Origin of the sequence: Magnetospirillum gryphiswaldense MSR-1 v2, assembly GCF_000513295.1 — a bacterium.
Lineage (GTDB): Bacteria > Pseudomonadota > Alphaproteobacteria > Rhodospirillales > Magnetospirillaceae > Magnetospirillum > Magnetospirillum gryphiswaldense.
The window spans coordinates 3,735,268-3,753,908 of record NC_023065.1; the positions used below are offsets into that span (position 1 = coordinate 3,735,268).

At 64.7% G+C, this 18,641-nt stretch carries 16 protein-coding genes; 15 read left to right on the forward strand and 1 reads right to left on the reverse strand.

What is annotated here, in order from left to right; translation table 11 throughout:
• The first annotated feature begins 123 nt into the window (after window positions 1-123).
• The 11 genes from rimP (at window position 124) to irrA (ending at window position 12,751) form a co-directional block, all read left to right on the forward strand.
• Window positions 124-639 carry a ribosome maturation factor RimP gene (gene rimP / locus MGMSRV2_RS17915; protein WP_024081791.1) on the forward strand — a complete coding sequence of 172 codons (516 nt, stop codon included), beginning with the start codon at window positions 124-126 and terminating at the stop codon, window positions 637-639.
• Window positions 640-2,151 carry a transcription termination factor NusA gene (gene nusA / locus MGMSRV2_RS17920; RefSeq protein WP_024081792.1) on the forward strand — a complete coding sequence of 504 codons (1,512 nt, stop codon included), beginning with the start codon at window positions 640-642 and terminating at the stop codon, window positions 2,149-2,151. It begins immediately after the preceding gene.
• A complete protein-coding gene (locus MGMSRV2_RS17925) occupies window positions 2,141-2,761 on the forward strand; it encodes an RNA-binding protein (RefSeq protein WP_024081793.1) in 621 nt (206 codons plus the stop codon). The genes nusA and MGMSRV2_RS17925 overlap by 11 nt, the downstream gene beginning before the upstream one ends.
• A 65-nt stretch (window positions 2,762-2,826) precedes the next feature.
• The gene (gene infB / locus MGMSRV2_RS17930) at window positions 2,827-5,490 is read left to right on the forward strand and encodes a translation initiation factor IF-2 (RefSeq protein ID WP_024081794.1); all 2,664 of its coding nucleotides are present in this window, start codon (window positions 2,827-2,829) and stop codon (window positions 5,488-5,490) included.
• Between the two features lie 33 nt (window positions 5,491-5,523).
• A complete protein-coding gene (gene rbfA / locus MGMSRV2_RS17935) occupies window positions 5,524-5,958 on the forward strand; it encodes a 30S ribosome-binding factor RbfA (protein ID WP_024081795.1) in 435 nt (144 codons plus the stop codon).
• A 206-nt stretch (window positions 5,959-6,164) separates the two neighbouring features.
• On the forward strand, window positions 6,165-7,130 hold the full coding sequence (gene truB, locus MGMSRV2_RS17940) for a tRNA pseudouridine(55) synthase TruB (RefSeq protein WP_024081796.1): 966 nt from the start codon (window positions 6,165-6,167) through the stop codon (window positions 7,128-7,130).
• A complete protein-coding gene (gene rpsO, locus MGMSRV2_RS17945; protein ID WP_041633760.1) occupies window positions 7,114-7,383 on the forward strand; it encodes a 30S ribosomal protein S15 in 270 nt (89 codons plus the stop codon). Before truB ends, rpsO begins: the two co-directional genes overlap by 17 nt.
• Window positions 7,384-7,699: 316 nt before the next feature.
• Window positions 7,700-9,865, forward strand: a complete 2,166-nt coding sequence (gene pnp, locus MGMSRV2_RS17950) for a polyribonucleotide nucleotidyltransferase (protein WP_024081799.1) — start codon at window positions 7,700-7,702, stop codon at window positions 9,863-9,865.
• Window positions 9,866-9,941: 76 nt separating this feature from the next.
• On the forward strand, window positions 9,942-10,649 hold the full coding sequence (locus MGMSRV2_RS17955) for a glycerophosphoryl diester phosphodiesterase (RefSeq protein ID WP_024081800.1): 708 nt from the start codon (window positions 9,942-9,944) through the stop codon (window positions 10,647-10,649).
• A gap of 122 nt (window positions 10,650-10,771) precedes the next feature.
• Window positions 10,772-12,172, forward strand: a complete 1,401-nt coding sequence (locus MGMSRV2_RS17960; RefSeq protein ID WP_024081801.1) for an NAD(P)H-dependent flavin oxidoreductase — start codon at window positions 10,772-10,774, stop codon at window positions 12,170-12,172.
• Between the two features lie 159 nt (window positions 12,173-12,331).
• Window positions 12,332-12,751 (forward strand): iron response transcriptional regulator IrrA, encoded by a 420-nt coding sequence (gene irrA / locus MGMSRV2_RS17965; RefSeq protein WP_024081802.1) that lies wholly within the window; start codon window positions 12,332-12,334, stop codon window positions 12,749-12,751.
• 61 nt (window positions 12,752-12,812) lie between these two features.
• Here the strand turns inward: irrA and MGMSRV2_RS17970 are convergent, their stop codons facing one another.
• Window positions 12,813-13,403, reverse strand: a complete 591-nt coding sequence (locus MGMSRV2_RS17970; RefSeq protein WP_024081803.1) for a TlpA disulfide reductase family protein — start codon at window positions 13,401-13,403, stop codon at window positions 12,813-12,815.
• A gap of 21 nt (window positions 13,404-13,424) precedes the next feature.
• Here MGMSRV2_RS17970 and argH point away from each other — a divergent pair, with 21 nt between their 5' ends.
• Genes argH through MGMSRV2_RS17985 form a run of 4 tightly spaced genes read left to right on the forward strand, consistent with a single transcriptional unit; the run spans window position 13,425 to window position 18,633 of the window.
• Window positions 13,425-14,837 carry an argininosuccinate lyase gene (gene argH / locus MGMSRV2_RS17975; RefSeq protein ID WP_024081805.1) on the forward strand — a complete coding sequence of 471 codons (1,413 nt, stop codon included), beginning with the start codon at window positions 13,425-13,427 and terminating at the stop codon, window positions 14,835-14,837.
• Window positions 14,838-14,851: 14 nt separating this feature from the next.
• On the forward strand, window positions 14,852-15,025 hold the full coding sequence (gene lptM / locus MGMSRV2_RS21225) for an LPS translocon maturation chaperone LptM (RefSeq protein WP_144084340.1): 174 nt from the start codon (window positions 14,852-14,854) through the stop codon (window positions 15,023-15,025).
• Window positions 15,022-16,287, forward strand: a complete 1,266-nt coding sequence (gene lysA / locus MGMSRV2_RS17980; protein ID WP_024081806.1) for a diaminopimelate decarboxylase — start codon at window positions 15,022-15,024, stop codon at window positions 16,285-16,287. The genes lptM and lysA overlap by 4 nt, the downstream gene beginning before the upstream one ends.
• Window positions 16,288-16,290: 3 nt before the next feature.
• Complete coding sequence (locus MGMSRV2_RS17985) at window positions 16,291-18,633, forward strand: DUF4175 domain-containing protein (protein WP_024081807.1); 2,343 nt, start codon at window positions 16,291-16,293, stop codon at window positions 18,631-18,633.
• Window positions 18,634-18,641 lie beyond the last annotated feature (8 nt).

Here is an 18,641-nt window from a genome sequence, read left to right on the forward strand (position 1 = left end):
GAAGCGCTGCTGGAGGACGGGATTGCAGGGTGGGCCATTGGCCCACTTTTTGTTTTTTCTGGGGGCCGCTTGCGGCTTTTGCTTATTTTCTAAGGGCCGCTTCAGGCCCAGGGTAGTTTGGGAATGGATCTTCAACAGCGTTTGGAAGCATTGTTCGCCCCCACTTTGGAAGCCATGGGCTACGAAATGGTGCGGGTGATGTTCCAAGGTCGCAGTCATCCGACGCTTCAGGTGATGGCCGAGCGCAAGGACGGTCGCAACATGACCGTGGACGATTGCGCCGATATCAGCCGGTCGCTGTCGGCGCTTTTGGATGTGGAAGACCCCATCCAAAGCGCTTATGCGCTGGAAGTCAGCTCGCCCGGTATCGACCGGCCGCTGACCCGGGCCAAGGATTTCGTCACCTGGGCCGGTTTCGAGGTAAAGCTTGAAGCTTTGGTCGGCGTCGATGGACGCAAGCGGTTTCGCGGCAAGCTGTTGGGGCTTGAGGGCGAGGCCGTGCGCCTGTTCGCCGATGGGGCCGAGGTTTTAGTGCCTTTGACCGACCTGAAAAGCGCCAAGCTGGTTCTGACCGATGAATTGATCGCCGCCGTAACCCGGGATGAAGACCCGCAGGCGGACCAACAGGGAAACGAATAGATGGAACGTATCGCAGCTCTGCCCCGCCCGGAACTCCTGCAAGTCGCCGACGCCGTCGCCCGCGACAAGGGTATCGACCGCGACGAGGTTCTGGAAGCCATGGAACAGGCGATCCAGAAGGCTGGCCGCTCCAAATACGGTCACGAGCATGACATCCGTGCTCATATCGACCGCAAGACCGGCGAAATTCAGCTGGCCCGCTACATCGAAGTGGTGGAAGAAGAGGTCGAGAACGAGGCCACCCAAGTGCCGCTGGCCCGTGCGCTCAAGAAGAATCCCGGCGCCAAGGCCGGTGACTTCCTGGTCGACCCGCTGCCGCCCATCGATTTCGGTCGCATCGCCGCCCAGACCGCCAAGCAGGTCATCGTCCAGAAGGTGCGCGATGCCGAGCGTCAGCGCCAGTTCAACGAATACAAGGACCGCGTCGGCGAGATCAGCAATGGTCTGGTCAAGCGCGTCGAGTTCGGCAACGTCATCGTCGATCTGGGTCGGGCCGAGGCGCTGTTGCGCCGCGACGAACTGATCCCGCGCGAGACCTTCCGCACCGGTGACCGCGTCCGCGCCTACATCGCCGACGTCCGGCAAGAGCCGCGCGGCCCGCAGATTTTCCTGTCGCGCACCAGCCCCATCTTCATGTCCAAGCTGTTCGCTCAGGAAGTGCCGGAAATCTATGACGGCATCATCGAGATCAAGGCGGTGGCCCGCGATCCCGGTTCGCGCGCCAAGATCGCCGTGATCAGCCACGATTCGTCCATCGATCCGGTCGGCGCCTGCGTCGGCATGCGCGGTTCCCGCGTGCAGGCGGTGGTGGCCGAGTTGCAGGGCGAGAAGATCGACATCATTCCGTGGTCGGGCGAATACGCCACTTTCGTCGTCAACGCCCTGGCCCCGGCGGAAGTGTCCAAGGTGGTGCTGGACGATGAAACCCACACCATGGAAGTGGTGGTCCCCGACGACCAGTTGAGCCTGGCCATCGGTCGTCGCGGCCAGAACGTGCGTCTGGCGTCGCAACTGACCGGCTGGTCCATCGACATCATGACCGAAGCCGAGGAATCGGAGCGCCGCAACGAAGAGTTCCGCTCGCGCTCCAAGCTGTTCATCGATGCCCTCGATGTGGACGACGTCATCGCCCATTTGCTGGTGACCGAAGGCTTCACCACCGTCGAGGAAGTGGCCTATGTGCCGCTCGAGGATCTGAGCGGCATCGAAGGTTTCGACGAAGACGTCGCCGCCGAGTTGCAGCAGCGGGCGCGGACCTTCCTGGCCGAACAGGACGAACGCTACGACGCCATGCGCAAAGATCTGGGCGTCAGCGACGAAATGGCTGCGCTGGAAGGCCTGAGCCCGGCTATGCTGGTCAAGCTGGGGCACCGCGAGATCAAGACTTTGGACGATCTGGGCGATCTGGCTTCGGACGAGTTGATCGACATCGTCGGCAAGGACGAAATGAACGAGGACCAGGCCAACGCGGTGATCATGGCCGCGCGCGCCCATTGGTTCGATGGAGAATAAGGCTCTGCCGGAAACGGACGAAGACGACGAATTGCGCAAGGGGCCCAACCGGCGGTGCATCGCCACCGGGACGGTCATGCCGAAAGAGAGCTTGCTCCGGTTCGTCGTCGGGCCTGATAATGAAGTGGTTCCCGATGTGGAAGGCCGCCTGCCCGGACGGGGAATATGGTTGAGCCCTCGCCGGGATGTGGTAAATACTGCGTTATCCAAGCGTCTTTTCGCCAAGGCTGCCCGGCGCGCGGTTTCCGTGCCCGAGGATTTGGCGGATCGGATCGAAAGGCTGCTGACCCGCCGCTGTCTGGACGCTCTGGCTTTGGCCCGGCGCGCGGCGCAGGCGGTGTGCGGCTTCGAGAAGGTCAAGGCCGAGTTGAAGTCCGGCAAGGTTGGCGTGCTGGTGCAAGCCGGCGACGCTGCCCAGGACGGGCGGGACAAGTTGAAGGCGCTGGCCCCCGGCGTCGTCGTGGTCGATTTGTTCGACGCGGCAGAATTGGGGGCGGTGTTCGGCCGCGACCACGCGGTCCATGTCTGTGTCGCGCCGGGCGGGTTAGCCCGCCGGCTGGCGTCGGAGGCGGTCTTTTTGGCCGGCTTCCGGCAGGACAGAACGCCATGAGATAAGCATGTTCCCAGGGCGGGCCGCCGGTCCGTCCGTTCCGCGAAAGAGATGAAGTCTACTACATGAGCGATTCCAAGGATCAAGAGCGCAAAGCCCCGCTGAAGCTGTCCTCCCCGGGCAAGCTTGAGCTGAAGAAGACCGTCGAGACCGGCCAGGTCCGGCAAAGCTTCTCGCATGGACGCTCGAAAGTGGTGACCGTGGAAGTGCGGAAGAAGCGCACCTTCGCCCCCGGTGCCGGTGGCGCCATGCACGAAGTGCGCGACGAAGCCCACGGCGTGGCCGAGGCCGAGCTGGCCAAGGCGGTGGCCGTCGTCGAGGCCGCCCAGCAGGCCGCCAACGCCCACGACCTGACCAGCAATGAAAAGGTGGCCCGGGCCAAGGCGCTGGAGACGGCGCTGAAGGTCGAGGCCGAGGCCCGTGCCCGCGCCGAGGAAGAAGCCGTCATCCGCGCCGAGGAAGAGGCCGTCGCCCGCGCCGAAGCCGAAATGGCCGCCGCCCAGGCCGCCGCCCAGGCGCCGGAAGTCGAGGTCGCGCCGGCCAGCGAAGTGGAGGCCGCGCCGGTTGCGGCGCCCGTCGCCGCCGTGGCTGTCGAGGCCGCTGTCGCCACCCCCCCCACCGTTGCCACGGCCACGGCCGCGGCCACTCCCGCCGCCGCTCCGGCTGCTCCGGCGGAAGCGCGCCAAGGTCCGCGCATGACCGCGCCGCCGCCGCCCAAGCCGGCGGTTGTTCCCGGTGCCGTGCGTCCCGCCGGTGAGACCGAGGACGAGGAAGAACGGGCGAAGAAGAAGGCCGCCCTGCACAAGACCCCGCCGGTCAAGCGCGTCGATCAGCGCCGCCGCACCGGCAAGCTGACCATCACCGACGCGCTCACCGACGATGATCGCGGCGAACGCGGTCGTTCGCTGGCCGCTGTCAAGCGTGCCCGCGAACGCGAACGGCAGAAGATGATGCAAAAGGGCGCCGAGAAGGTGGTCCGCGACGTCATCATCCCCGAATCCATCACCGTGCAGGAACTGGCCAACCGTATGGCCGCCCGTGGCGGCGACGTCATCAAGTGCCTGATGCGCATGGGTGTGATGGCCACCATCAACCAATCCATCGATCCCGACACCGCCGAATTGGTGGTCGCCGAGTTCGGTCACAACGTCAAGCGCGTGTCGGAAGCCGACGTGCTGGTCGGTCTGGAAGGCGACGTCGATCAGGACGACGTGCTGATCAGCCGCCCGCCGGTGGTGACCATCATGGGTCACGTCGATCACGGCAAGACCTCGCTGTTGGACGCGCTGCGCGAAACCGACGTGGTGTCCGGCGAAGCCGGCGGCATCACCCAGCATATCGGCGCCTATCAGGTGACCATGCGCTCGGGCGACAAGATCACCTTCATCGACACCCCCGGCCACGAAGCCTTCACCGCCATGCGCGCCCGCGGCGCCAAGGTGACGGATATCGTCGTGCTGGTGGTCGCCGCCGATGACGGCATCATGCCGCAGACGGTGGAAGCCATCCGCCACGCCAAGGCCGCCGGTGTGCCGATCATCGTCGCCATCAACAAGATCGACAAGCCCGGCGCCACGCCGGAGCGTGTCCGCCAGGAATTGCTGCAACACGATCTGGTCACCGAAGAACTGGGCGGCGACGTCCTGGCGGTGGAAGTGTCGGCGAAGAAGCGCATGAACCTGGAAAAGCTGGAAGAAGCCATCCTGCTGCAGGCCGAAGTCCTCGACCTCAAGGCCAATCCCGACCGCACCGCCCAAGGCACCGTGGTCGAGGCCAAAATGGAAAAGGGCCGCGGTCCGGTGGCGACCGTGCTGGTGCAGAAGGGTAGCTTGAAGGTGGGCGACGTGTTCGTCGCCGGCTCCGAATGGGGCAAGGTCCGTGCGCTGATCGACGACAAGGGCAACCGCGTCGAGGAAGCCGGCCCGTCGACCCCGGTCGAGGTGCTGGGTCTGGACGGCGCCCCCGCCGCCGGCGACGATTTCGTCGCGGTGGAAGACGAAGCCCGCGCCCGTGAAATCGCCGGCTACCGTCAGCGCGTCGAACGTGAAGCCCGCTCTAAGTTGGCCGCCCGCGGCACCCTGGAACAAATGTTCTCGGCCATCAAGGCCGGCGAAGCCAAGGAACTGCCGGTGGTGGTCAAGGGCGACGTGCAGGGTTCGGTGGAAGCCATCAACGGCGCTTTGGCCAAGATCGGCAACGATCTGGTCAAGATGCGGGTGCTGCATTCCGCCGTCGGCCCGGTCAGCGAATCCGATATCACCCTGGCCAAGGCCACCGGTGGCATCATCATCGGCTTCAACGTCCGCGCCAACCCGCAGGCCCGCGACATGGCCCGGCGCGACGGCGTCGATATCCGCTATTACAGCATCATCTACGACGTCACCGACGACATGAAGACCATGCTGTCGGGCATGCTGGCCCCCACGCTCAAGGAAAACTTCCTGGGCTACGCCTCGATCCGCGAAGTGTTCAACATCACCAAGACCGGCAAGGTCGCGGGCTGCATGATCACCGAAGGCACCGTCAAGCGCGGCGCCGGCGTTCGCCTGCTGCGCGAAAACGTGGTCATCCATCAGGGTCATCTGGCGCAGTTGAAGCGCTTCAAGGACGACGTCAAGGAAGTCCGCGAAGGTTATGAATGCGGCATGTCGTTCACCAATTACGAAGACATTCGGGTCGGTGACGTCATCGAATGCTTCGAGATCGAGGAGGTGGCCGGCGTCCTGTAAAGGACACCGTCCCATCCTGCGGAGGACCAGGCAATGCCCAGAGGCCAAAAGCCACCGACCCAGCGCCAGTTGCGCGTGGGCGAGGAGCTGCGTCACATCATCGCCAACATCATCGAGCGCGGAGAAATCCGCGATCCCGATCTGGCCGGTCGCGCCATCACCGTGACCGAGGTGCGCATCAGTCCCGACCTGAAGAACGCCACCGTCTTCGTCGTCCCCTTGGGCGGCGGCGAGGTGGAGAAAGTGGTCAAGGGGCTGAAGCGGGCGCGATCCTTTATCCGTCACGAAGTCGCCCGTCAGGTCGATCTGCGCATCGCCCCCGATCTGTTCTTCCAAGCCGACACCAGCTTCGACGAGGCCAGCCACATCGACGCTCTGCTGCGCAGTCCCCAGGTCCGGCGCGACCTGGGCGCCAACGATGATATGCGTGGAGCTGAAGTCGTCGATGGCGAAGACGACGGCGAGTGATATGATTTTCGCCGTCATGCCCGCGCAGACGCCTGTGAATTTATCCGCTCCCTTTTACCGTCACTCCCGCGAAGGCGGGAGTCCAGAGGGTGCGCTTCCATCCTTTCCGCGACTCCTGGATACCCGCCTTCGCGGGTATGACGGGGTGAAAGGTGAAGTCCTCAATAAATTCACACGCTCTTTGGCGGCAATGACGGCTTCATTTCATGGCCCGTAAGCGCAAAGGCATTGCCATCGATGGCTGGCTGGCCATCGACAAGCCGGTGGGCATCGGTTCGACCCAGGTGGTGTCCATCGTCCGGCGCACCCTGAACGCGGCCAAGGTCGGTCATGGTGGCACCCTTGATCCGTTGGCCGACGGCATCCTGCCCATCGCCCTGGGCGAGGCGACCAAGACGGTGCAATGGGTGATGGACGGGGCCAAGACCTATCGCTGCACCATTCGCTTCGGTCAGGCCCGTTCCACCGACGATCTGGAGGGCGAGGTCATCGCCACCTCCGACGTGCGGCCCTCGGCCCAGGCCATCCATGACATGCTGCCGCGCTTCACTGGCGATATTTCCCAGGTGCCGCCCATCTTTTCCGCCATCAAGGTGGCGGGCGAACGTGCCTATGATCTGGCCCGCGCCGGTGAACAGGTGGACTTGAAGGCGCGGGTGGTCAGCATCCATGGCCTGACCGTGCTGGGCATGGCCGATGCCGACCATGTTGAACTGGAAGTCCGCTGCGGCAAGGGCACCTATATCCGTTCACTCGCCCGCGATCTGGCCGTCGCCTTGGGGTCGGTCGGCCATATCACCCGGCTGCGGCGGCTGGCCTGTGGTCCGTTCACCGAACAAAACGCGATTTCCCTGGACAAATTCACCACTGTGGGGCAACTTCCCGCCCTTCGGGCATATCTGCTTCCGATCGAGACCGCGCTGGACGACATCCCGGCGCTGGCCCTGACGGCGGCGGAGGCCCGGCGTCTCCACAGCGGTCAGGTTCTGGCCATCGGCCAATTGGCTGACCGCGACGCACTGCCCGCCAGGCCGCAGAACCTCACGGTTCGGGCCATGGACGGAAACAGGCTGGTGGCGCTGGCGTGCTGCGACGGCACTGAAGTCCGATCGCTGCGCGTTATCAATCTCCAACCATCTCATGCAGGAGAAGACGATGTCGATTACGCCTGAGCGTACCCAGGAACTGATCACGGAATACGGCACCAAGCCGGGCGATACCGGTTCGCCGGAAGTCCAGGTCGCCATTTTGTCCGAACGCATTCGCAATCTGACCGAGCACATGAAGTCCCACAAGAAGGACTTCCATTCGCGCCGCGGTCTGTTGATCATGGTCGGCCAGCGCCGCCGCATGCTCGACTACGTCAAGAGCGTGAATGTTGGCCGTTACGAGCAGCTGATCGCCCGTCTGGGCCTGCGCAAGTAATTCTGGTCGGTTAAGATCGGCGCCGGAGCCCCGGTCAGTCGTCAAGAGCGGCTGGGGCTCCCGTCGATTTTTTTGTATTTATCCCAGCCGCCATGGCGGCGGCGGCCAAGCCCGCGGATGCGGGCGCCCGGCGAGGGACTTACAACGGTCACCCCTGACCGTTGGGATTATATTTTGCGTGGTGATGCCGAAGGGCGTTTGAAGGGCAAGCGCCCTTCGGTCTCACCACGCGAGGGCGTCACGTCGGCCAATGGGGGCGATACGGACGCCGCGCTGGGCAATCCGGCCCGGTGCGCATGGAATAAGGAATGACCGTATGAGCATGTTCAATGTCACCCGCAAGGAAATCACCTGGGGTGGACGCAAGCTGGTTCTGGAAGCCGGCAAGATCGCCCGTCAGGCCGACGGCGCCGTTTTGGCCACCTATGGCGACACCACCGTGCTGTGCACCGTGGTCGGCGCCAAGGCGCCCAAGCCGGGTATCGATTTCTTCCCGCTGACCGTCAACTACCAGGAAAAGGCGTTCGCCGCCGGCAAGATTCCCGGTGGCTTCTTCAAGCGCGAAGGCCGCCCGTCGGAAAAGGAAACCCTGGTTTCCCGTCTGATCGACCGTCCCATCCGCCCGCTCTTCGTTGACGGCTATCGCAACGAGACCCAGGTGGTCTGCACCGTGCTGTCGCACGACCTGGAGAACGATCCCGATATCGTCGCCATGGTCGGCGCCTCCGCCGCGCTCACCATTTCCGGCCTGCCCTTCATGGGCCCCATCGCCGCCGCCCGCGTCGGTTACATCAACGGCGAATACGTGCTGAACCCGACCACCGCTCAGGTGAAGGAATCGGCGCTTGATCTGGTCGTCGCCGGCACCGTCGAAGGCGTGCTGATGGTCGAATCGGAAGCCAAGGAATTGTCGGAAGACATCATGCTGGGCGCCGTCATGCACGGCCACCGCGAATTCCAGGCGGTGATCCAGGCGATCATCGACATGGCCGAAAGCTGCGCCAAGGAGCCCTGGGACGTGCCGGCCCCGCCGGCTGAAGTCGCCGTGGTCGAAGGCAAGTTCGCTGCCGCCGGCATCCCCGCCGAACTGGCCGAAGCCTACAAGATCGTCAAGAAGCAGGACCGCTACGCCGCCGTCGGCGCCGTCAAGGTCAAGGCCCTGGCTTTGCTGACCGAGGCGGCTGAACTGGCCGTCGCCGGCCCGATCTTCAAGCACATGGAAGCCGACGTCGTCCGTGGCAACATCCTGAAGACCGGCATCCGCATCGACGGTCGCGATACCAAGACCGTGCGCGCCATCGAAAGCCAGGTCGGCGTGCTGCCGCGCGCCCATGGTTCCGCCCTGTTCACCCGTGGCGAAACCCAGGCCCTGGTGGTCGCCACCTTGGGCACCGGCCAGGACGAGCAGATCATCGACGCGCTCGACGGCGAATACCGCGAAAACTTCATGCTGCACTACAACTTCCCCCCCTATTCGGTGGGTGAAGCCGGTCGCATGGGCAGCCCGGGCCGTCGTGAAATCGGCCATGGCAAGCTGGCCTGGCGCGCCGTGCGCCCGTGCCTGCCGACCAAGGAATCCTTCCCCTACACCATCCGCGTGGTGTCGGAAATCACCGAGTCCAACGGCTCGTCCTCCATGGCCACCGTCTGCGGTTCCAGCTTGGCCATGATGGATGCCGGCGTGCCGATGCCGCGCCCGGTCGCCGGTATTGCCATGGGCCTGATCAAGGAAGACAGCGGCTTCGCCGTGTTGTCCGACATCCTGGGTGACGAAGATCACCTGGGTGACATGGACTTCAAGGTGGCCGGCACCGCCGAAGGCGTCACCGCCTTGCAGATGGACATCAAGATCACCTCGATCACCGAGGAGATCATGAAGATCGCCCTGGGTCAGGCCAAGGATGGCCGTCTGCACATCCTGGGCGAGATGTCCAAGGGTCTGGACAGCGCCCGTACCGAAGTCTCGGGCAATGCGCCCCGGATCATCACCTTCAACATCCCGAAGGAAAAGATCCGCGAAGTCATCGGCACCGGCGGCAAGGTCATTCGCGAGATTTGCGAAAACACCGGCGCCAAGATCGACATCGACGACGACGGCACCATCAAGGTGGCTTCGGTTGACGCCGATGCCGGCCAGCGCGCCATCGACTGGATCCGCGGCATCGTCGCCGAGCCGGAACTGGGCGTGGTCTATACCGGCAAGGTGGTCAAGGTCGTCGATTTCGGCGCCTTCGTGAACTTCCTGGGCTCGCGCGACGGTCTGGTCCACATCTCGGAAATCAGCCGCGACCGCGTCGCCAAGACCGCCGACGTGCTGAAGCAGGGCGATTCGGTCAAGGTCAAGGTCTTGGGCTTCGACGATCGCGGCAAGGTCAAGCTGTCCATGAAGTGCGTCGATCAGGAAACCGGTGAGGACATCACCGCCCAGGTCGAGGCCGAACGGGCCGAGCGCTCCAAGGACCGCAAGAAGCACGACGAATAAGGCTCAGGCCTTAATCGGATCGATGTGACGAAACGCGGGTCGCGCAAGCGGCCCGCGTTTTTGTTATTCTCGGCCCATGCTTTCCCTTCCCCCCGTCATCGGCCATCGCGGCGCCGCCGGTCTGGCGCCGGAAAACACCTTGGAATCCTTCGCCCTGGCCGCCGATCTGGGTTGTACCATGGTGGAATTCGACGTCCGCCTGTCCGCCGACCGGGTGCCGGTGGTGTTTCATGACGACATTCTCGACCGCTGCACCGATGGCAGCGGTCCGGTGGCGGCGCTGACTTTGGCACAGTTGAAGCGGCTGGATGCCGGCGACGGCCAGCAAATCCCCAGTCTGGCCGAGGTGCTGGCGCTGTGTCGGGATCGTCACCTCGCCGTCAACATCGAGATCAAGCCCGATGTCGGAGCCGAGGCGGAAACCGCCCGCCTCGCCCTGGAGATCGCCGGGGCATCGTGGCCGACGGATCGTCCGCTGCCCCTGGTTTCCAGCTTTTCCCATCAGGCCTTGGCCATGGCGCGACAGGTGGCGCCCCATTGGCCGCGCGGGCTGCTGGCCGAGCGACTGCCCAAGGATTGGCGGCGGCTTATCGATATTTATGGATGCAATACGCTCAACCTGGACCATTCAAGGTTGACGCCAAAGCGGGTGACGGAAATCAAGGCTGCCGGACTGGCTGTGCTGGCCTATACGGTCAATCGCCGGTCGCGGGCGGAAATGCTTTGGTCTCGCGGGGTTTTAGCGGTATTTTCCGACCGCCCCGATCTGTTGGTCCGGGGGTAACATTCGATTGTCATGAATTTTTCACGTCTAAGGTAGAAAAGCGTGAAAAGGCTGGCTAGAAATAGGGGCCGCCGCGAACCCGCTCAACCGGGATCGTCATTCGCCAGGGAGTTTTCGTCACCTTGTTCAAGCTAGACCCCATCGTCATTTCCGGTCGTGAAGTCCTGCCGCTGGTCGAAGGCGGCAAGGGGATCAATGTTTCCAACGGCGAAAGCTCGGGCGCGTGGGCGGCAGCCGGCGGCGTGGCCACCTTTTCCGGCGTCAATGCCGACAATTACGATGAGAACGGCAATCTCATCCCCATGGTCTATCACACCAAGACCCGCAGCGAGCGTCACGGTGAGTTGATCGCTTTCGGTATCAAGGGCGCCATCGCCCAGGCGCGCATCGCCCACGACATTTCCGGCGGCAATGGCCGTCTGCACATGAACGTGCTGTGGGAAATGGGCGGCGCCGAGGAAATCCTGGAAGGCGCGCTGGAAGGGGCCAAGGGTCTGATCCATGGTGTCACCTGCGGCGCCGGCATGCCGTACCGCGTCGCCGAGATCGCCGCCAAGTATGGCGTCTATTACTATCCCATCGTTTCCTCGGCCCGCGCCTTCCGCGCCCTGTGGAAGCGCGCTTATCACAAATACGGCCAGTTGCTGGGCGGCGTCGTCTACGAAGACCCCTGGCTGGCTGGCGGTCATAACGGCCTGTCCAATTCGGAAAACCCGGAAAAGCCCGAGCCCCCCTATGCCCGCGTGCGCGATCTGCGCGCCACCATGCGCGAATGCGGCGTGTCCGATGCGGTACCGGTGTTCATGGCCGGCGGCGTCTGGGCCTTGAAGGAATGGTCCGACTGGATCGGCAACCCGGAGCTGGGGGCCATCGCCTTCCAGTTCGGCACCCGTCCGCTGCTGACCCAGGAAAGTCCGATTTCCGACGCCTGGAAGCACCGCCTGCTGACCCTGAAGCCGGGCGACGTCCTGCTGCACCGTTTCAGCCCCACCGGTTTCTATTCGTCGGCGGTAAAGAACGATTTCATCACCGATCTGGTCGACCGCTCGCACCGTCAGATCGCGTTCTCGTCGGAAGCCATGGGCGACCACGTGGCCGAACTGCCCATCGGGGCGCGTAAGCGCATCGTCTGGGTCACTCCCCACGACAAGGAACAGGCCCTGGCCTGGATGGCCGCCGGTTTCACCGAGGCCCTGCGCACCCCCGACAACACCCTGGTGTTCGTCGATGCGGTGAAGGCCGAGGAAATCCGCAAGGATCAGGTCGATTGCATGGGGTGCCTGTCGCAATGCGCCTTCTCCAACTGGGCGCAGAACGATGCCGGCACCACCGGCAAGAAGGCCGATCCGCGCAGCTTCTGCATCCAGAAGACCTTGCAGAACATCGGCCACGGCGGCGATGTGGAAAACGAACTGATGTTCGCCGGCCACAACGCCTATCGCTTCGCCAATGACCCGTTCTATGCCGGCGGCTTCATCCCCACCGTGCGCCAATTGGTCGACCGCATGGCCACCGGCGAATAAAGATGTCGGGTGGGCGGCATAAAACGCCGCCCACTTGACCGCGATCAAAGGGGATGCCGGGCATCCCCTTTATTTTTCAATCGTCTCTGTGATAGCTTCGACAGAGAACTCTTCCAATGTGGACGAGTGGTCCAAGCCCCAACATGGGACGCGCGCGACATGAGCATGGTAACCGTACGCCCTTACAGCCAAGCCCTTGACCGGTTGCGCGCCGCCGGCCTGCGTCCCACCCGTCAACGTCTGGCCCTGGCCCGGCTGTTGTTCGACGGCGGCGACCGCCATATCTCGGCCGAGCAACTGCATTCCGAGGCCCTGGGCAGCAACATCCGGGTGTCTCTGGCCACCGTCTACAACACGCTGCACCAGTTCACCGATGTGGGCCTGCTGCGCGAGATCGTGGTTGATGCCGGGCGCTCGTATTTCGACACCAACACCTCGGACCACCACCATTTCTTTTACGAGAAGTCGGGCAAGCTGTGCGACATCCCTGCGGAAATGGTAGGGCTGACCCGCGTTCCTGACGCACCCGAGGGCTTCCACATCACCCGGGTCGAGGTTATAGTCAGGGTTGACGGTTGAGATTTACTCTTCTTCCGAACGAACAGGACGGGGCGCCTTCTTCAGGCGCCCTTTTCCTTTCTCACTCCGCCATCACCGCCTTGATGACGCTGATCGCCTCCTCCTCGGTCCAGGCATAGATGCCGGTGCCGGTCCAGGCGACGCGGCCTTGTTTGTCCAACAGGATCGAGGTGGGCAGCAGGGCGCCGGGGAAGTCGGCGGGGTTGGCGTTGTGGATGGTCAGGTGCTTGATGCCGGCCTGGGCATTCCAGCGTTCGACCATGGCCTTGCCGCCGCGATCCAGCGACACCGCCACCACCTGAAAATCATTGCCCCCCAGCATTGCTTGTAAACGGTCGAGATCGGGCATCTCGGCGACACAGGGCGGGCACCACGTCGCCCACAGATTGACCAGCACCACCCGGCCTTTGACATCGGCCAGAGTCATGGCCTGTCCATCGGCGCGGACGAAACGGAAGTCCTTGGCAGCTTGGCGCTGACCGGTGGCAAGGGCGACCATGGTGCGGCCCGAGACGCTTGGGTTGGGCGCCGGTTCGGTGTAGCTTAGGCGCCCACCGGACCCCAGCATGGCGGTGACCACCCCGGCGACGGCCGCAAGGACCAAAAGGGCGGCCACCAGGATGATGCGGCGGGTACGGTGTGCTTGTTTCATTCTTGCCGTTCCGGGATGTCCATGACCGATACTTCCAAATCCGCGTCTTCCGCCGCCGCCTCGTCCATGTGGGGCGGGCGTTTCGCCGGCGGCCCCGCCGCCATCATGCAGCGGATCAACGCATCCATCGATTTCGATAAGCGTCTTTACGCCCAAGACATCCGGGGCAGCAAGGCCCATTGCCGCATGCTGGTCAAGCAAGGCATCCTGACCCAGGCCGATGGCGATGCCATCCTGGCCGGTCTCGACACCGTCCTGGCCGAGATCGAGGCGGGCTCGTTCCCCTTCAGCATGGCCCTGGAAGACATCCACATGAATGTGGAATCGCGTCTGGCCGAGTTGATCGGCGAGGCGGCGGGGCGGCTGCACACCGCGCGTTCGCGCAACGATCAGGTGGCCACCGATTTCCGCCTGTGGGTGCGCGATGCCCTGGATGGCATGGAAAAGGCGTTGCAGGGACTGCAAGCGGCCCTGATCGCGCGGGCCGGCGAACATGCCGGCACCGTCATGCCCGGCTTCACCCATTTGCAGGCGGCGCAGCCGGTGACCATGGGTCACCATCTGATGGCCTATGTGGAGATGATCGGGCGCGACCGTGGCCGTCTGACCGATGCCCGCGCCCGTTTGAATGAAAGTCCGTTGGGCTCGGCGGCGTTGGCCGGCACCTCGTTCCCCATCGACCGTCATTTCACGGCGGAGCAATTGGGCTTCGACCGGCCCATGAACAATTCGCTCGACGGCGTGTCGGATCGTGATTTCGCCTTGGAATTCATGGCCGCCGCCGCCATCTGCGCCGTACACCTGTCGCGGCTGGCGGAAGAATTGGTGATCTGGACCTCGGCTCAGTTCCGCTTCGTCAAGTTGTCCGATGCCTTCACCACCGGCTCGTCCATCATGCCGCAAAAGCGCAATCCCGACGCCGCCGAGCTGATCCGGGCCAAGACCGGTCGGGTCATCGGTGACCTGAATGCGCTGCTGATCGTGATGAAGGGCCTGCCCTTGGCCTATTCCAAGGACATGCAGGACGACAAGGAACCGGTGTTCGAGGTGGCCGACACCATGGAACTGGCCATCGCCGCCATGACCGGCATGATCGCCGACATGACTGTCAATACCGAGGTGCTGGCCGCCGCCGCCGGGGCTGGCTTCACCACCGCCACCGACATCGCCGATTGGTGCGTGCGCGAACTGAAGATGCCGTTCCGCCGCGCCCATCACGTGGCCGGCTCGCTGGTCAAGCTGGCCGAGGACAAGGGCTGCGATTTGCAGGATCTGTCCCTGGCCGAAATGCAAGGCATCGAGGCCGGCATCACCGAACAGGCCCGCGCCGTGCTGGCGGTGGACTCCTCGGTGGCCAGCCGCACCAGCTTCGGCGGCACCGCGCCGGCCAATGTGCGGGCCCAGGTGGCTGCGGCCAAAAGCCGATGGCTGTGACGGGAGCAAAGAGAATGAAGCGCAGGATATTGCTGTTGGCCGTACTGACGGCGCCCCTGGCCGCCTGCGGTCGCAAGGGCCGGCCCGTTCCGCCGGACGGGTCCACCTATCCGCGCAAATACCCCGACATCACTTTCCCCCGCGACGAGAGGGACGGCCAGGAAAAGCCGGAGACGGAGAACCCATGAACCATTTCGATTACGTGAACGGTCAGTTGCAGGCCGAGCAGGTGCCGGTGGCCGAGATCGCCGCCCAGGTCGGCACGCCGTTCTATTGCTATTCCACCGCCACCTTGGTGCGTCACTACACCGTGTTTACCCAGGCCCTGGCCGAGGCCGGCCTGGACGCCCAGGTGTGCTTCGCCCTCAAGGCCAATCCCAATGTGGCCGTGGTCCGCACCTTCGCCCAATTGGGGGCGGGCGCCGACGTGGTGTCGGAAGGCGAACTGCGCCGGGCCCTGGCCGCCGGCGTGCCGGTGGACCGCATCGTCTTTTCCGGTGTGGGCAAGACCGAGGCCGAACTGACCTTCGCCGTGGCCAAGGGCATCATGCAGATCAACGTGGAATCGGAACCGGAGCTGGAGGCGCTGTCGAAAATCGCCGCCGCCCGCGGCATCCGCATGCCCATCGCCTTGCGCGTCAATCCGGATGTCGATGCCGGCACCCACGCCAAGATCACCACCGGCAAGAAGGAAAACAAGTTCGGCATCGAATGGACCCGCGCGCACGAGGTCTATAACAAGGCCCGCGCCTTGCCGGGTATCGAGGTGGTCGGCATCGCCTGCCATATCGGCTCGCAATTGACCGATGTCGAGCCGTTCCGTCAGGCTTTCCTGCGGGTGCGCGATCTGGTGGCCATGCTGCGCGCCGACGGCTTCGACATCCGCCGGCTCGATCTGGGCGGCGGTCTGGGCATTCCGTACGAAAGCGAGGAACCGCCCCACCCGGCGGTCTATGCCAAGGCGATCAAGGACACGCTTGGCGATCTGGGGTGCAAGATCGTGCTGGAGCCGGGCCGTCTGCTGGTGGGCAATGCCGGCATCCTGGTCAGTCGGGTGGTCTATGTGAAGGAAGGTGCCACCCGCACTTTCCTGATCGCCGACGCCGCCATGAATGATCTGATGCGTCCGGCGCTGTACGAAGCCCATCACACCATCGAACCGGTGATCGAGCCGGCCAAGGACGCCCCGCGTCTGCCCGTCGATGTGGTCGGCCCGGTGTGCGAGACCGGCGACACTTTCGCCAAGCAACGCTCGTTGCCGCCGATCAAGGCGGGTGATCTGATCGTCTTCCGCACCGCCGGTGCCTATGGCGCCGCCATGTCGTCCACCTACAACACCCGGCCCCTGGTGCCGGAAGTGCTGGTCAAGGATGACAGCTTCGCCGTGGTCCGGGCCCGTCCCAGCTTCGACGACATGTTGGCGCTGGACTCGGTGCCCGACTGGCTGTGACGGATGAGCGGGCCCAACCCCAACGACAGCCTGCCGCCTGATCGCGGGATGGTGACGCGGTTGCGGTTGGCCCGCCTTATCCTGGGGCTGGAAGTCCTGTGGCCGTCCCTGGTATGGCTGGCCAGCCTGGCCGCCTTGTTCGCCGCTCTGGCTTTATTCGATCTGCTGCCCCTGCTGCCGGGCTGGCTGCACGCTGTCATTCTGGCTGTCTTCATTGGTGTCGGGTTGTTTTTGCTGCGCGTCATGTTGCGCAGCAAATGGCCCGATCAGGCCGCCGCCGCCCGCCGGCTGGAACAAGACAGCGGGTTGGGGCATCGCCCCTTCCAGGCCCTGGGCGACCGTCCGGCCTTGGGCGACGCGGCCTTGTGGGACAGCCATCGGCAACGGATGTTGGATCAGGTGCGGCGGGCACGGCTGGGCTGGCCGCGTTCCGACATGGCGGTGCGCGATCCTTGGGGCGTGCGGGCCGGTGCGCTTTTGCTGCTGGCGGTGGCCTTGTCCGGTGGCACTCATGATGCCTTTCCCCGGCTGGCGCGGGCCTTGGACCCGGCCCTGGTCTTGCCGGGACTGGGGCCGGACGAGGTGCAGGTGTGGGTTACGCCGCCGGTCTATACCGGGGCGCCGCCGCAATTGCTGCGCCCGGATCAGGGCGACAAGGCGGTCTTGGTGCCTGCCGGCAGCGCCGTATTGGCGGTGGCCAGCGGCGGCTGGGGCGAGGTCAGCCTGGATGTGGACGGGGTGGTGGTGCCGATTCCGCCGCTGGAGGACGGTAGCCGGAGGCTGGAAACCCGCATCCAGGCCGGCACCCGTCTGGCGATCCGTCATTGGGGCCGCGAGCTGGTGGCCTGGCCGCTGGCGGTGGTCGCCGATCTGTCGCCGTCCATCGATTTTACCGGGGTGCCGGAACCGGCGGAACGCGGTCGCTTGCATATGGCGGTCAATGCCCAGGACGATTACGGCCTGACCCGTCTGTGGGTGGAAATCCGTCGGCTGGGTGCCCCGGTGGACGAAACCCCACTACAGGTGGATCTGCCGCTGTCGGCGGGGCGCAGCAAACAGGTGGCGTCGTCGTCGTGGCATGACCTGACCGCCCATCCTTGGGCTGGTATGCCGGTGCTGGCCCAGCCCATGGCCGAGGACGCCCTGGGCCAACGCGGCGCCGGCGAACCCATGGCCCTGACCCTGCCGGAACGGAGCTTTTTGAACCCCCATGCCCGCGCCCTGATCGACCAACGCCGGCTGGTGACGGAAAACCGGGCCAATGCCCCCGGCGCCATGGGCATCATCGACTGGCTGGCGGTCGAGCCGGCGCGTTTCAACAACGACATGGCCGCTTTTCTCGCCATGCGGTTGGCCCGGCATGCCTTGTCCGCTCCGGTTTTCGATCTGGCCGAAATTCAGGATTTGCTGTGGAACGCCGCCTTACGCATCGAGGACGGTGACTTGGCGGCGGCGGAACAAAGGCTGGAGGAGGCTCGCCGCGCCCTGGAGCGAGGTCTCGACGACAATGCCGACGCAGCGACGTTGGCCGGGCTGCTCGATCAGTTCCAGACGGCGCTGCACCGCTATCTCAACGCCTTGTCGGAACGGCTGGGGACGCTGCCCACGGACCTGGAGGCGGGGGCCGGGGCGGCTATCGGTGCCGACGAATTGCAGGGTATGGTGCAGGCCATGCGCGACATGGCGGCCATCGGCGCCCGTGACGGCATGCGGCAAATGTTGCGCAACATGGCCGGCATCCTGGACGGTTTGCAAACGCGCGTGCCGCAGGCGCCGTCGGCGGCGGCGACCCAGGCGGTGCGCACCTTGCGCGATCTGGCGCAACGGCAGCAGCGCCTGTTGGAGCAAAGCCACCGCCATAGCCAGCCGGGGACGGAAACGCCGCCGCCGGGGGCCGGCGCCAGCCGTCAGCAGGATGAATTGGCCAAAATCCTCGAGGGCGCCCGCCGCCAGTTGAGGGAAGGGCTGGGGCAAGAACCGTTGGCATTGGACGATGCCGGTCAGGCCATGGCCCAAGCGGCGCAATCCTTGCGCGACGATGATTGGGCCGGCGCGGCCGAGACGCAGGCCCGAGCCTTGGACACTCTGTCGCAGGGTTTGCGGCAAAGCCTTGACGCCATGGCCGCCGGGGCGCTGTCCATGCCCGGCGGTCTGCCGCGCGACCCCTTGGGCCGGCCCATGGGCCAGGGGCCGGGCAACGGCGACGATGGTGCCACCCGAGTGCCCGATCAGGCGGAAATGCGCAAGGCCCGGGCCATCGTCGACGAATTGCGTCGCCGTGCCGGCGAGTTCACCCGGCCCCAGGCCGAACGCGATTATCTGCAGCGTCTGCTGCGGCAATTTTAAGGGAACGG

Bases quoted from the DNA above. Each gene is read 5' to 3' on its own strand.
- rimP (WP_024081791.1), top strand. From the start codon at position 124: ATGGATCTTCAACAGCGTTTGGAAGCATTGTTCGCCCCCACTTTGGAA.
- nusA (WP_024081792.1), top strand. From the start codon at position 640: ATGGAACGTATCGCAGCTCTGCCCCGCCCGGAACTCCTGCAAGTCGCC.
- MGMSRV2_RS17925 (WP_024081793.1), top strand. From the start codon at position 2,141: ATGGAGAATAAGGCTCTGCCGGAAACGGACGAAGACGACGAATTGCGC.
- infB (WP_024081794.1), top strand. From the start codon at position 2,827: ATGAGCGATTCCAAGGATCAAGAGCGCAAAGCCCCGCTGAAGCTGTCC.
- rbfA (WP_024081795.1), top strand. From the start codon at position 5,524: ATGCCCAGAGGCCAAAAGCCACCGACCCAGCGCCAGTTGCGCGTGGGC.
- truB (WP_024081796.1), top strand. From the start codon at position 6,165: ATGGCCCGTAAGCGCAAAGGCATTGCCATCGATGGCTGGCTGGCCATC.
- rpsO (WP_041633760.1), top strand. From the start codon at position 7,114: ATGTCGATTACGCCTGAGCGTACCCAGGAACTGATCACGGAATACGGC.
- pnp (WP_024081799.1), top strand. From the start codon at position 7,700: ATGAGCATGTTCAATGTCACCCGCAAGGAAATCACCTGGGGTGGACGC.
- MGMSRV2_RS17955 (WP_024081800.1), top strand. From the start codon at position 9,942: ATGCTTTCCCTTCCCCCCGTCATCGGCCATCGCGGCGCCGCCGGTCTG.
- irrA (WP_024081802.1), top strand. From the start codon at position 12,332: ATGAGCATGGTAACCGTACGCCCTTACAGCCAAGCCCTTGACCGGTTG.
- MGMSRV2_RS17970 (WP_024081803.1), bottom strand. From the start codon at position 13,403: ATGAAACAAGCACACCGTACCCGCCGCATCATCCTGGTGGCCGCCCTT.
- argH (WP_024081805.1), top strand. From the start codon at position 13,425: ATGACCGATACTTCCAAATCCGCGTCTTCCGCCGCCGCCTCGTCCATG.
- lptM (WP_144084340.1), top strand. From the start codon at position 14,852: ATGAAGCGCAGGATATTGCTGTTGGCCGTACTGACGGCGCCCCTGGCC.
- lysA (WP_024081806.1), top strand. From the start codon at position 15,022: ATGAACCATTTCGATTACGTGAACGGTCAGTTGCAGGCCGAGCAGGTG.
- MGMSRV2_RS17985 (WP_024081807.1), top strand. From the start codon at position 16,291: ATGAGCGGGCCCAACCCCAACGACAGCCTGCCGCCTGATCGCGGGATG.